This is a genomic window from Mycobacterium sp. AT1 (genome assembly GCF_002043095.1).
Taxonomy (GTDB): Bacteria; Actinomycetota; Actinomycetes; order Mycobacteriales; family Mycobacteriaceae; genus Mycobacterium.
On record NZ_MVOC01000012.1, the window covers coordinates 25,489 to 38,511 of the forward strand.

The following is a 13,023-nucleotide window of genomic DNA, read 5'->3' on the forward strand; positions in this document are numbered from 1 at the left end:
ACGGTCAGCCATGCTGAAACGCCATTCGCTCATCGGGCTCGTCGGCCGGGACGCGCTGTTCTAGTGCGTGCCGTTGTTGACAGCCGATGGCCACGCCGACGATCAGGAACACCAATGCCGTTGGCAGATCGAGGAATCGAAGATCCACCGTGAAGCCCGCGTTGAGCATCACCGCGAACGCCGTGATCGCCGTAACCGCCAGCGGCTTACCCATCAGACCTTGGTCCGGCAGCGTCCGGTATGCGCGCCAAAGCTGCCTGCCCATCAACACGAGCGCGCAGACCCAGAGCAGCAATCCGACGACACCGAGTTCGGCGAGAATGCCCAGTTCGTTTTGGTGGGAGACGATGTTGTAACCGCGCTCCCACGGAACGTCTTGAGACCACTGCTGGTGGTGGAAGGTGTTCACGGGTCGAAATCGCCCGATGCCCCAACCGTCGATTGGCCTCTCCCTCGCCGCCCACAACGCAGTCTTGATGGTGTTGAGCCGGTCTTGGACTTCGCCCGCGGAACCTACGCCGCCCTCGCTGCGGTCCGAGCTGGTGAATCTCGACCAGTAGGCGACGATAGTCATTCCCAACACCGAGAGGGTCACCACGTAACCCCGGCGATAGCCCTTGGCCAGGATCGCCCCGAGGACCAGCACGACCACGCCGCTCAGCCAGGCCGCCCGCGTCTGGGTCAGGTAGATGCCGTAACCGCAGCCCAGCGCGATCGCCATTGCCGACCACCGCCGCCAGTTCGGCTCGCCTCCACGGCAAACGAGTTGGGCGGCAATGGCAATGCCGATCGCGAGGAGCACGCCGTTGCCCACCGGCTGATCCATCACGCCGACTGCACGACCCGCCCAGCCCCTCGCCTCCGGGTTCACGCCGAACTTCGGCCACACCCACTTCGACAGACCGTGCGACTGCATGATGCCGGTCAGTGCCGAGTAGCCGGCCATCAGGAGAACGGTCCAAAGTAGCGCTCGGACAGCGGAAGTGCGGTCGAACGTGAAGCGGCCGACCAGGTACATCGCCAAGGGGAGCAATGCCGCGAAGATGACGAACCGTGGCAACGCCATCGTGGTACCCGCCAATTCGTCGGCCGGCGCGTACTTGTGCTCGCTGAACAACGAGTAGACGTTCCACGACAGATAGGCCACCATCGCCCACCCGATCGCGTCGACGCCGCGTAGCCGGTTCTCCGTGCGAGCCATCCACAGGACGGTCGCCACTGCGAGGACCGCCAGGGACAACCAGAACACGTCGACGGGAACGTAGGGCTTCACGGCTTGCCGCAGCAGCAGCGTGGCCAGCATGGCGATGGCCGCGAGCACCGGGCTTCGCAGCGCGCAGAGTCCCGCGCCGATTGCGACGCTCACCAGGAACACCGCCTCGCCGAACCTCGCACCCGCGACCGCGCCGACCGCGCCGATCACCATCGCGGCGGCGAGGGGGACGGCGGCTGCCCTACGCCGCAGCAACAGGTCAGTCACCGACGAGGACCGGCGTCGACGCCGACTCCGTCGTGGGTGCCGTCGTGGGTGCCGCCGTGGGTGCCTTCGTGGCGGCAGCCCTCGGGACGGCGTCCCCATCCACCAGGACCGCACCGAGCACCGTCGCATGGACCTTCTGCATCGCCTCGGCGGCGGCCTTCACCTCGGGTGCGGTCGCCGACTTGGCGTCGACGACGAGGATCGTGAGATCCCCCGTCGTCGCGATGATCCGCGTCTCCGCAGCGGTCGCGGGCGGCGCCGCGACGACGATGAAGTCGGCGTCGGCACGGAGCTCGTCGAATACCTCGGCGACGCGCTCACGGGTCGTGTGCGTGAATTCGTCGTCGTCGACGCGTCCGGCAGCCAGGACCTTCAGTGCGTCGACGTCACCGGCGCGAAGCAGGGGGCGGACGAGGCTCCGATCACGAAGGCAAGCGAAGAAGCCGTCTTCCTGATCGTTGCCCAAACCGTTGTCCGCGGCCTCCACCAAGACGGTTCGGTAACCCTGGCTGCCCCACAGTTCGGCCATCTCGCGAGCCATCGCCCACGTGCTCTGGCCGGCCATGGTGCCCGCAAGGGTCACGACGGTCGACTTCGGCAGCAGTTCGAGACTCACGACGTTGACCAGCGACCGCACCTCGTTGCCACGGATGTCGTCCAACTCGGCGGTGCCACCGCTGGGAATGTGCGCAATCGGTTCGACGCCCGTCTTCTCACGAACGTCGGAGGCGGTCTTCACCCGTGACGACGTCGACGCCATCACGATCGCGGTGAGACACCCCAGGATCAATCCGCCGATGGTGCCCAGTCCAATGTTGCGTGCCACGGCGGGCGCCTGCTCGGAGACTCCACCCCGCGGCTCCAGTGCATAGAGCTGGTTGGTCGAGTCGTACTTCATGGTGAGGATCCGGTCCAGTAGCGTCGCCGCCGTTTGACTGTCCGGTCCCGCCGCGGGCGGCACCTCTCCGGTGGTGGTGATGGGCGGTGTGCGAAGCGCAGCCAATTGACCGCTCAGGTCGGCGATGCCCTCGGCATTGCCCTGCTGCCGAGCGTTGTTGACGTCTAGGCTGAACGCCTCGGCCATCGACTGGGCGGCGCTGGCGGCGAGATCCGGGTTGCCTGCCGTCGCTTCGATCGTGAGGATCGGGCTGTCGGCAGCCGTCCGCGCCTCGAACGCAACGTCGCTCGGAATCTGCTTCTCGGCTCGAAGCTGGTCGATCGTGGCGGGGTCGTTGAAGAGCTGGGCATACCCCGCCACCATCACCGCGTCCTGGTCCGGGGCCCGGCCAGGAGACGAGACGATCAGCACCGACTTGCCCACGTAGGTGGGCTGCGCCTGCGTCGACGTCCAGGTGGCGATGCCGGCGACCACCACCGTCACCGCGAGAGCGATCCAGCGCCTCGTCCAGATTTGGTGGAGGTATTTGGTGAGGGTCGTCATCGATTGCTTCCTTCGCTGATCCCGACTGATGTCTCGGGTGATTCCAGGTTGACGGGGGTGGTGCAGCCAACGGGTACGAGTCGTGTCTCCGGAACGTCAACCATCCATCGACCGTCGAGTTCGGGCATTGCGGCGCTCAACTCCGGCAACAGATCTGGGAGCGTCAAGTACACGCAATCTGGGTCGGCGACCAGAAGATCGCCGGGAGACACGATGGGAATGTCGGTTCCCGGCATCCGCCTGCCCTGCTTGGCCTCGGAGGCGTCGGCAACCGCTGTCAGCGTTCGGGAGTCGATGCCGGCACGGCTGAAGAGCGCCACCGCGCGCGAGGCGGCACCATAGGCCAGCACCGTGCGTCCAGCGTCCGACTCCGCGTCGAGCCAACGCCTCAGCGAGCCTGCGTGTCGATCCGCGCCTTCCTGAAGACGGCCAAGCACCGCGGGATTCGTGATGTCGAGGGCCTGCTCCATCGCGAGGATTCGCTGCACGGAGTCGTCCGGCTTCGCATCCCCCGGCACGGCCGCGAGCAACACCGTTCCGCCGTAGAGGTCGAACTCGAACGCAGTCACTACCTGCAGCCCGACGTCGGCCAGTAGGCGCATCAGCGCGGTGAGCGAATAGTAGGCGAAGTGCCCGTGCCGCAGGGCATTCCATTGGTCCTGCTCGACGATCGTGGCGATCGAGTGATACTGCAGCAGCAGCACCCCGTCGGGCTCGACCAGCTGCGCTCGCCGGATGAACGCGTCACGCTGGTCCGGCTCGTGCATGATGCCAAAGCAGTCGAGCACGACGTCGGCCCGCCCGGTTGTGGTGGTGAACCCGTGGTCGGTGAGCAACGGGATCCAGCTGCCGCCGTGGGGACTGCCGAACTCGTGGACACTGCTGCCCAGCAGCCACCCGGCGGACGCGACGCGCTCGACGGCCTCCGCGGCCTGCAGCACCAACGCCAGCGGTTCGACGCCTCGCGGTTCGTCGGCGAGCGTGTCGTCTTCAGCCAGCTGCGCCAACCCACAGTCGAGGCATGCGTCCATGGCCAGCGGGTGCGACGCCTCGTCGGCGCGGACCGGGTCCGATGCGAGTGGGAAGTAGTCGGCGGCAGGCACCGCGCCAAGGGTGAGCACCCGAGTCAATCCCGTTGTGCCGCAAGCTCTACACGCGGCAGCCGATGCGGGCTGGTCATACATCTGTCATGACCCGTCGCATCGACTCGTCCAAGACGCCAGCACTCCGCAGGGCCTCCAAGTGCGTCAGCCGGGTGAACTTCTTGTCGAAGTCGTCCGCGGTCAGACCCGCAGCCGCATATTCCCGGTAGAGTTCGGCGGCGCCATCCGGAATCGACCAGACCGCTTCGTATCCCAGCGCCTCACGGATCGCGGAGAAGTCGACGCGGTAGGACCGCGGGTCCGGGCCGGACTCGCCGGTGATGAGCAACGTGGACCCCGGCACCGCGTCGATGACTGCCTGCGCGATGTCGGAGACCCTGAGGTTGTTCGCCTCGGCGCCGACGTTGAATGCACGGCAGTGCACCTTGTCGACTGGCGCCTCGAGCGCGGTCAGGAATGCGGTGGCGATGTCCCGCGCGTGAACCAGCGGCCGCCACGGAGTGCCGTCAGACAGCACGCGAACGTCGCCGGTGAGGATGGCGTGTCCGACCAGGTTGTTCATCACGATGTCGGCGCGCAGCCGCGGCGAGAACCCGAAGGCCGTGGCGTTGCGGAGGAACACCGGTGAGAACGATTCGTCGGCGATGGCGGCGACGTCGTCCTCGACTCGCACCTTGCTTTCCGCGTAGGGGGTCAGCGGGCGCAGTGGGGCGTCCTCGGTCACCAACTCGTCGCCGGCCGACCCATACACCGAACACGTGGATGCATAGAGGAAGCGTTGCACCCCTGCATCTTTCGCCAGCCGAGCGAGTCGAACGGACGCGCCGTGATTGATGTCGTAGGTGATCTGTGGCGCCAAGGCGCCAAGCGGATCGTTCGACAGGGCGGCCAGATGAACGACGGCATCGAATCCGACGAGCTGCTCGCGCGTCACGTCCCGTAGGTCGACGCGGATGGCCGGCGGGTCCCACGGCTCCGGACCGAGCACGCAGTCCTCGAACAAGCCGGAGTCCAGACCGGTGACGTCGTGACCCGCGTCGCGCAGCATCGGGGTCATCACCGTGCCCAGATAGCCGAGATGGCCGGTTACCAGTACTCGCATGTCCTCGTCCTCTTACGCTGTCTCGTGGGCGCCAACGCGCCCGAAGTCGATGCTTGCCTTCTCCAGGGTGAAGCCTTCAGCGTGATCGCTTCGGCACTGGACTCCACGGACCCTGGAGAGGCCGAGGAACGCTTGCTCGTCGAACCAGTCATGACCGACCTGGGACGGATAGTGCTTCATCAGCAGTCGCGCCTTCTCCTCCGCAAGATGAGCACTCACGGGGTGAAATGCGTTGGGACGCGGGGTGTCCGTCTCCCACTTCAAGATCTCGTAGCCGAGTACGAGCTGGTCCCGGAACTCGGTCGGTATCAGCTTCGCAAGCAGCCGATGGTCTTGATGTGCGTCCTCACGCTGGGGACCGAACACCACCTGAGGGGTGCACGCTCTCCGGAACTCGTTGAGGTGAACCTTGATTCGGTCCCAATACGCCGGTGCACGGCCGTCCGGAATGTCGAGAACGGTGAGCGTCACGTCGGCGCCCGGGCAGAAGGCGTGAAGGGCTTCGACCTCTTCGGCCTCCCGCTCAGTCCCGCCGCCGGAGAGGACGAGCGCCCGAACCTTGAGTCCGGGACGGTCCCCCGCAAGGGTGAGCAGCGTGCCACCCATCCCGATGGCGATGTCGTCGCAATGCGCCCCGACAACCGCGATCTCGTCGACTCCGTCGGCGCCGAGAGAGATCATCACACCGCAACCGGGGCGGTGGTCGGATGCTCCCAGACCATCCACGGCCGGTCACCCTGGTGGTATCGGTTGTCCAATTCGGCTCGTTCCTTGAACGTGTCGGCGGGCTTCCAGAACCCGTCGTACTTGTAGCCGAACAGCTTTCCCTCTCCGGCCAGCGTCGTGCAGGCGTCCTCGACGAGACAGCCGCCGGGGGGCAGATGGTCGAACACCTGTTGCGACAGCACGAAGAAGCCGCCGTTCTCCCAGATCGGAAGCCTGGAGACCGCGATGATGTCCTTGACCTCGCCGGCTTCACTGACCTCGACGCAATGGAACGACGACTGCGGCGGAACGATCATCATCGACGCGGCCGCACCCGACTGGTGGAACTTCTCGACGATGTCGTCCATGGGCGCGTCGGATAGGACGTCCGCATAGTTGGCGAGGAAGTACTCGTCGCCGTCGAGGTAGGGGCGCACGCGCCGAAGACGTTCTCCGATGGCCGACGTGAGACCGGTGTCGACGAACGTGATGGACCAGTCGCTGATGTCCGACTGCATCAGTTCCACCTGGCCGCCCGACATCGTGAAGTCGTTCGACGCCGCTTCCTGATAGGTCAGGAAGTAATCCTTGATGTGTCCCGCACCGTAACCGAGGCACAGGATGAACTCCTTGTGGCCATAGTGCGCGTAATACCGCATGACATGCCAGATGAGGGGCCGCGGGCCCACCATCTGCATGGGCTTCGGCATGCCGTCATCGGCACTGTTGCGCATACGCATTCCGTATCCGCCGCAAAAGAGAACGACCTTCATGGTGACTTACCCTTCGTGATTCTGGACAGCGGCCGCGGCATGAAGGGTCGGCAGCGGGAATACGAGCTCGCCACCCCATTCCGCGATGTAGGCGAGTTGCTCGGTCAGCTCCGCCTCGAGATTCCACGGCAGTGCGAGCACCACGTCGGGACGGTCCTTGTCGATCTGCGCCGGTTCGTATATCGGGATGCGGGTCCCGGGCGTAAAACGTCCGTGCTTGTAGGGATTTCGGTCGACCGTGTACTCGAGCAGGTCGCTCCGAATGCCGCAGTAGTTGAGCAGCGTGTTGCCCTTCCCCGGCGCTCCGTACCCGACGACACGCTTACCCGCCGCGCGGCAGTCGAGGAGGAACCGGAGAAGTGTGTGGCGGATCTCCTCGGTCCGCCGGCCGAGCGCCAGGTAGCCGCCCACGTCGTGCAGGCCGGCCTCCTGTTCGATGCGGAGCACGTCTGCGACGCGCTCACTAGGCGGCCCCGCGACCTCAGCCGGGCGCGCCCAGACGCGGATCGAGCCGCCGTGAGTGGGGATCAGTTCGACGTCGACGACCGTCAGCCCCGCCGTCGCGAGAGCCCGAGACGCGGAAAGCACTGTGTAGTACTGAAAGTGCTCGTGGTAGATCGAGTCGAACTGGCCAAGACCGATGAGGTTGAGCGCGTGATGGACCTCGATGCTGATCCATCCGTCGTCGGCCACCACACCGCGCAAAGAGCGGGTGAAGCCAAGAAGATCCGGGATGTGCGCGTAGACGTTGTTCGCCACCACGAGGTCCGCGGGACCATTCTCGGCGCGGACGGACGCCGCGGTTTCCTCGTTGAAGAATGCGGTCTCCGTCGGAACGCCCTGCTCTCGCGCCGCGGCACTGACGTTGACCGACGGTTCGATGCCCAGGCACGGGATACCCCTGGCGACGGCGTGTTTCAGTAGGTACCCGTCGTTGCTGGCGACCTCGACGACGAAGGAATCGGCGTCGAGCGAGAGCCGGTCGGCGGCGGCGTCGACGTACTGCCTCGCGTGCTGGACCCAGCTGTCGGAGTACGACGAGAAGTACGCGTACTCGGTGAAGGTTTCCTCGGGGGTGACCAATGCGGGGATCTGCAACAGCAGGCAGTCTTCGCACAATCGAAGGTGCAGCGGATAGGTGGCCTCTGGCGAGTCGAGTTCCTCGCGAGTCAAGAACTTTTCGCATGGGGGCGTTGCCCCTAGGTCGACGACACTCATCAGGCGACTCGAGTCACACAGTCGGCAGCGCATGTCAGTTAGCTCCTCTTCGTCCCAGTACGGCGTGCAATGTCTTCGCAACGATCGGGACGTGCTCGGCTGTCAACCAGTCGTCGATGTTCGAAGGATCGAGGCGAACTACCTCTTCCCAGGGACGGTCGAAATCACGGCACCGCGTCGTCACCGATGCATGGCAACGGTCGCGGAGCCGGACGATGTCGGGCCTTGGCTCGGCGACGCCGTCGACGGCGCTCCGAAACCACGCAGATGGCGATTTTCGCAAATTGTCGGTGCTTAGCTGAATCTTCACGTTGTCGGCCACCCTCCCCTGTGGTGTGACGAACGTACCACTCGATAATTCACACCGCAATACGGTTTTGGCAAAGTTTCTGGGGGGGTCCGCCCGTATCGCCATCCGCCACCGTGCCATTCGCAGATGGTAGCCCTAGAAATGGGTCTTGAACTGCACATTCTGTAAACAGGGTGGGAAACGACGCGCGACAGCGAATTTACCCGTGCGTCATATTGCGTACGTCCGTGCAGTCTTAGCAACGTTTACTGTCAACACCCTGGACCGTCGGTCGACGGTCTCCCAAGTTCGCCGCTCTCCGGCGAAACGTGGATCGCGAACGCTCAGTGAGCAAATTCACTCACCGGTACCGCCGGTAGCGGTCACCGTGCGTCGGTCCGTCGACGCCAACTCCGATGCCGAGCCCGCACCGCGCGGTCGCGCGACGAATCGCGAAAAGGGGGCTAATTCGCGTCCCGTCGTACTGAACGGGCCTGATAACTTCAGGTCTGACGACATCTCCCGCGGGGATGCCGTCGGCACTGAACTACTGGGGAGGGCACTTCACGTGAAGATCACCAATGCACTGGCTACCGTCGCCGCCGCTGCCGCAGCTGGCGCCATCGGGTTCATCGGAACGCCGATCGCCGCCGCCGATGATCTGACGACGACCACGATCGGCAACGAAGCCAGGCTGACCAACGGAAACGTCGTCCAGGGCTGGACGATCACCGACCTGAAGGCCAGTACCGACCAGATCCCCTACCCGGTAGCGGGCACACTGTGGGAAGCCACCGCGACGGATCAGGCCATCGAGGGCAGCGTCACCCCGATCGTGTCGAATCTCAACGCGCGCGCCAAGAGCGGCGAGACCTACCGCGTTCTCTTCGGGGTCGCGAGCCCCCAGGGCGTGAACCCCGCGACGCTCGCCCAGGGCCAACGCACCACGGGCAAGGTGTACTTCGACGTCGTCGGCGACACTCCCGACAGCGTCGTCTACAACGCAGGCGGCCAAGACCTTCTGGCGTGGGTGCAGCCACCGCCCCAGCTCCCCACGCAGCGCGGCGGGGGCAGTTACTCGTCGTCACCTGCATCGTCGGCAACGCCGGCCACGCCGGCAGCAGTCCCGGGAGCGCCGATCGGCGTCGAGGCCGTCCCCGCGCCGGGCGCCGTCCTGCCAGCAGGCAGCGCGGGTACGCCGATTCCAGCCGGTAGCCAGGGCACGCCGATCGCGGGCAGCCAGGGCACGCCGGTCCCCGGCACCACCCCGATGACTCCCGCACCGCTTGGAACCGAGGGTGCGCCGCAGCCGGCCAGCGTTCAGGAGGGCACCGCGCCCACCGGAAGCCAGGGCACCCCGTTGCCCGCTGGCGCGCCCGCTGCCGCCGGAACACCGGCAGTGGCAGCCACGCCTGCCCCCGCGACGGCTCCGGCGGCTCCCTCGACGACCGTGATCGTGCCGCCCCCAGCCTGATCCACGATCAGGAGTGGCTCGACCACCAGACGTACAGCTGGTCGAGGTTGGGACCCTTCACTGCGCCGTCGACCGATGCGAGCATCACCTTGCCGTTGTCAGTCCAGGCCAGAGTGGGCACGCCGTCCCGATAACCGCAGACGAGCGTGCCGCTGACCAGCTGTGGGGTTGCGTTGCGGCGCCACGCTCCCGGTGACTGAATGTTGCCGGGGCAGTTGACCACCCGCATGTCGGCCACGACTGCGCCGAATGCAGTTTGCAGTGCCGCGACGTCCTCGAACGAGGTGAAGGTCGACGCCGGCGGCCCACCCGCATCGGTGTTCTGGGTGCAGCCGACCTTGGCCACCGCTGCTTGTGGCACGTCGACCGGCGTGCACGAGTTGGACGAGTAACCCGGAGGTATGGCTCCGCGCAGCCGTTGCAGCGCTGCGGGATCGACAGTCGACGTCATGGTCGACGTCACGTCTGCCGCCGACGAGTCAGATCCGCTTGACGACGGCCACAGCGCCCAAACCGCAAGGGCGCCAATGACGACCGCCGCCACGCCCGCGGCCACCATGGGTCCGACAGGGAACTGCTTGGGCTTGCTCGCCGCCGTCCGGGGGTCGACCGTCAACGGCTCGGTGAAGAGGTTGGCGAAGGTGCCTTCCGCGGGCGGCGGTCCGTAGTTCGGGGGCGCGACCGCCGCACGCGGACCTAGCGCCGCGATGTTCTCGCTCAGGGCGCGCGCGAAGTCCGAGCAACGGGCGAAACGACTTTCGGGTCGCTTGGACAGCGCCACGGTCAGCACGGGATCGAGCGCGGCGAGTTCCGGTCGCGTCGCCGCCAGCGTCGGCGGCTTCGAGTTGAGGTGGTCGTGGATCACCTCGGCGGGGTCCGAGCTGGGGAACAGTGGCTCGCCAGTCAGAAGCTGGTATGCCGTCGCGGCGAGCGCGTACTGGTCGGCGCGGGGTCCGACCTCGTCACCGGACAGTTGCTCCGGTGCGCAGTAGGCGACGGTCCCGATGGCCGTCGTCGCGGCCGAGACGTCGTCGGCCTCGTTGACGTCGCGGGCAATGCCGAAGTCCGTCAACAGGATTCGCTGTTCGCCGTCGTCATCGAGATGGGTCAGCATGATGTTGGCCGGCTTGACGTCGCGGTGCAGAAGACCACGCTTGTGAGCGCTGTCCAGCGCGCTTGCGACGGCGGTGACGATGCGCGCCACGTCGTCGGCTGGCATCCCGGCGGGATGGCGTTCGGCGACGAGTCGCGATGCGTCGAGGCCGTCGACGTAGTCCATCGAAATCCACAGCTGGCCGTCCGCCTCGCCACGATCGTGGACCCCGACGATGTTGGGATGCCACAGCGTGGAGGCGAGGTCTGCCTCGCGGTTGAAGCGCGCGCGGTACTCGGTGTCGGCCGACCATGCCGACGGGAGCAGCTTCAGCGCGTCGCGCCGTGGAAGTCGGGGATGCTGCGCAAGGTACACCCGACCCATTCCGCCGGAGCCCAGCAAGCCGACGATCTCGTATCCGGCGAAGGTCTGACCGATGGTCAACTCGTCGTCCGGCAAGGATGGGTTCGACGGCCACTCGTCTGGCGGCGAACTCATTCCCATACCTCCGAGTCGCTCAATCTGACCTTTACATGCGCACGCGTCAGTAACGAGCGTAGTGCTCGGCGATCACATATTGCGTTCGAGGCCATCTCCGCGTTGCGGTGCAGCGACGGGCGCCGGGCCCGCGCCGTGGGGTGCGGGACCGGCGGCGGCGTGGTCGAGCGGAGGCCGAGCATCCCTTCCGGCCCGCTCCCGATCCTCGCGTTCCCGCTCCTCGCGCTCCCGCTGCTCGGACGACGGCTCTTGGCCCGCGCCTGCATCGTCTCTGGTCTGCTGCGGCGGAGCGGCGCCCGCCCCGCCCGCTCCCTGACCGGCCGACGGCTGACCGCCGCCGGACTGGCCACCGGAGCTGCTCGGAGACCCGCCGCCACCCTGGGCCGACTGCATGGCCTGCTGAATCATCGAACCGAATTGACCGGCCTGCTGACCGAGTTGCTGCGCGGGCCCACCGGCCTGCTGGGCCATCTGCCCGACCTGACCCAGCATCTGGCCGAGCTGACCGACCGATTGGCCACCCTGGTCGTCGGCGTTGTCGTAGGCGCTCTGAGCCGACGTCAGCTTGCCGGCGAACATGGTCTCCTTGGCCTGCAGCGCAGTCACGCTCGTCGCCATCGTCGCCGCCAAGGTCGGCAGCACTCCGGCGATCGTCATGCTCATCGCGTCCTCGCCGGGAGGAAGCGAAGGAATCGGGGGCAACTCGACACTTGCGGGATCCCAATTCAGGTTGTCCGGTGTCTGCATCGGACTACCACTCATCGTCGACCTCCTCTTCTCCGTAGTCCAGCGGCGGCGGAGCGGACAGCGTCGAGCCGGTGCCTCCGCTTTCGCCGCGCTGCTGGCCCATCATGCCCATGCCGCCACCCATGCCGCCCGCGCCCGCGGCGACCGGCGCCAAGCCCGCGATCCCCCCGCCACTCGCGCCTGCCGGCCGTACCGCCACGTCACCGGAGCTGCCGACCAGACTGGCCAGCGCCGGGGACTGTGGCGAAAGGCCGCCGGACCCCGGCAAACCCGCCGCCTTCACCATGCCGCCGCCGGCACCCGCACCCGAGCCGCCCGCCAAGGGGTGGTTGGAGAACGCCGAGAAGGGCGACGATCCCGCGCCGGTGCCGCCCTTGCCGCCCGCCGACATCAGCTGCTGCAACGGCTGCATGATCTGCTGCAGCGGCTGCATCAGCTGTTGCGGCGCCTGGGTCAACATGCCGCCGATCTGCTGCGGCAGTTGCATCGCCATCTGGCCCATCTGCATCATCATCTGCATCGCCTGCTGCGAACCCTTGTCCGCGGCCTGCGACACCTGAGCGGTCCCCGGAGGGGCTCCCGGATTGGGGATGTTGGGCGGCACGCCGAGCCCGGATGCCAGTTCGGCCGAGTTGGCGTTGACCATGGCGATGTTCTGCGACAGACCCATCTTGATGCGGCTCTGGACCAGCTCCTGGGCGTTGCCGAACGGCATCGCCGACAGTGCCTCGCATTCGTGCTGAACCTCTTGGGCGGTGACGTTCACCAACATCTTCGTCTTGGCGACGGTGGCCTCCATGGTCCGCAGCTTCAAGGCGATCGCCGCGGCCTGGGCGGCATTTGCCTCGTGACCGGCGACGATCGTGGTCGCCTCGCCACCGGCGGCGACGCCACCGGCCCCCAAGAACTGGTCGGCCATCTTCATCACCTGGCCCTGCTGCTGGGGCACCACCGAGCCGGATATCTTGGCAGCCAGCGCCTCATACTGCGCCGCGGCGGCCGCCAGAGACTCCTCGTCGACGTTCGGCCAACCGGGCCCCGTCACCGTTTGTGAACCAAACGGGGTGCTGTCGGGTGGAACACCCACGACACGACTCCCT

The 13,023-nt window shown here is 66.5% G+C and carries 11 protein-coding genes; 1 reads left to right on the top strand and 10 read right to left on the bottom strand.

Annotated features, from left to right (window positions below):
* Positions 1 to 4: 4 nt before the first annotated feature.
* Genes B1790_RS06860 through B1790_RS06885 form a run of 7 tightly spaced genes read right to left on the bottom strand, consistent with a single transcriptional unit; the run spans position 5 to position 7,855 of the window.
* Positions 5 to 1,480 (bottom strand): O-antigen ligase, encoded by a 1,476-nt coding sequence (locus B1790_RS06860; protein ID WP_158083780.1) that lies wholly within the window; start codon positions 1,478 to 1,480, stop codon positions 5 to 7.
* Positions 1,473 to 2,921 (bottom strand): hypothetical protein, encoded by a 1,449-nt coding sequence (locus B1790_RS34625; protein ID WP_158083781.1) that lies wholly within the window; start codon positions 2,919 to 2,921, stop codon positions 1,473 to 1,475. Before B1790_RS34625 ends, B1790_RS06860 begins: the two co-directional genes overlap by 8 nt.
* The gene (locus B1790_RS06865; protein ID WP_079922472.1) at positions 2,918 to 4,105 is read right to left on the bottom strand and encodes a class I SAM-dependent methyltransferase; all 1,188 of its coding nucleotides are present in this window, start codon (positions 4,103 to 4,105) and stop codon (positions 2,918 to 2,920) included. The genes B1790_RS34625 and B1790_RS06865 overlap by 4 nt, the downstream gene beginning before the upstream one ends.
* Positions 4,098 to 5,126 (bottom strand): NAD(P)-dependent oxidoreductase, encoded by a 1,029-nt coding sequence (locus B1790_RS06870; RefSeq protein WP_079922473.1) that lies wholly within the window; start codon positions 5,124 to 5,126, stop codon positions 4,098 to 4,100. Before B1790_RS06870 ends, B1790_RS06865 begins: the two co-directional genes overlap by 8 nt.
* Before the next feature lie 12 nt (positions 5,127 to 5,138).
* Positions 5,139 to 5,807, bottom strand: a complete 669-nt coding sequence (locus B1790_RS06875; RefSeq protein ID WP_079922474.1) for a PIG-L deacetylase family protein — start codon at positions 5,805 to 5,807, stop codon at positions 5,139 to 5,141.
* Complete coding sequence (locus B1790_RS06880; protein WP_079922475.1) at positions 5,807 to 6,604, bottom strand: glucose-1-phosphate cytidylyltransferase; 798 nt, start codon at positions 6,602 to 6,604, stop codon at positions 5,807 to 5,809. The genes B1790_RS06875 and B1790_RS06880 overlap by 1 nt, the downstream gene beginning before the upstream one ends.
* A 6-nt stretch (positions 6,605 to 6,610) precedes the next feature.
* A complete protein-coding gene (locus tag B1790_RS06885) occupies positions 6,611 to 7,855 on the bottom strand; it encodes a class I SAM-dependent methyltransferase (RefSeq protein ID WP_079922476.1) in 1,245 nt (414 codons plus the stop codon).
* 824 nt (positions 7,856 to 8,679) lie between these two features.
* Between B1790_RS06885 and B1790_RS06890 the strand changes: the two genes are divergently transcribed.
* Entirely contained in the window at positions 8,680 to 9,585 is a 906-nt protein-coding gene (locus B1790_RS06890; RefSeq protein WP_079922477.1) for an MPT63 family protein, read from the top strand.
* A gap of 7 nt (positions 9,586 to 9,592) precedes the next feature.
* Here B1790_RS06890 and B1790_RS06895 read toward each other — a convergent pair whose 3' ends face one another.
* The 3 genes from B1790_RS06895 to B1790_RS06905 all read right to left on the bottom strand — a co-directional run bounded on the left by B1790_RS06895 (position 9,593) and on the right by B1790_RS06905 (position 13,010).
* Positions 9,593 to 11,176 carry a serine/threonine-protein kinase gene (locus tag B1790_RS06895; protein WP_079922478.1) on the bottom strand — a complete coding sequence of 528 codons (1,584 nt, stop codon included), beginning with the start codon at positions 11,174 to 11,176 and terminating at the stop codon, positions 9,593 to 9,595.
* 72 nt (positions 11,177 to 11,248) lie between these two features.
* Positions 11,249 to 11,938, bottom strand: coding sequence for a hypothetical protein (locus B1790_RS06900; RefSeq protein WP_079922479.1), 690 nt, complete (start codon positions 11,936 to 11,938; stop codon positions 11,249 to 11,251).
* Positions 11,928 to 13,010: a hypothetical protein gene (locus B1790_RS06905; RefSeq protein ID WP_079922480.1), complete on the bottom strand. Its 1,083-nt coding sequence runs from the start codon at positions 13,008 to 13,010 to the stop codon at positions 11,928 to 11,930. The genes B1790_RS06900 and B1790_RS06905 overlap by 11 nt, the downstream gene beginning before the upstream one ends.
* Positions 13,011 to 13,023 lie beyond the last annotated feature (13 nt).

Bases quoted from the DNA above. Each gene is read 5' to 3' on its own strand.
- B1790_RS34625 (WP_158083781.1), bottom strand. From the start codon at position 2,921: ATGACGACCCTCACCAAATACCTCCACCAAATCTGGACGAGGCGCTGG.
- B1790_RS06865 (WP_079922472.1), bottom strand. From the start codon at position 4,105: ATGTATGACCAGCCCGCATCGGCTGCCGCGTGTAGAGCTTGCGGCACA.
- B1790_RS06870 (WP_079922473.1), bottom strand. From the start codon at position 5,126: ATGCGAGTACTGGTAACCGGCCATCTCGGCTATCTGGGCACGGTGATG.
- B1790_RS06875 (WP_079922474.1), bottom strand. From the start codon at position 5,807: ATGATCTCTCTCGGCGCCGACGGAGTCGACGAGATCGCGGTTGTCGGG.
- B1790_RS06880 (WP_079922475.1), bottom strand. From the start codon at position 6,604: ATGAAGGTCGTTCTCTTTTGCGGCGGATACGGAATGCGTATGCGCAAC.
- B1790_RS06885 (WP_079922476.1), bottom strand. From the start codon at position 7,855: ATGCGCTGCCGACTGTGTGACTCGAGTCGCCTGATGAGTGTCGTCGAC.
- B1790_RS06895 (WP_079922478.1), bottom strand. From the start codon at position 11,176: ATGAGTTCGCCGCCAGACGAGTGGCCGTCGAACCCATCCTTGCCGGAC.
- B1790_RS06900 (WP_079922479.1), bottom strand. From the start codon at position 11,938: ATGAGTGGTAGTCCGATGCAGACACCGGACAACCTGAATTGGGATCCC.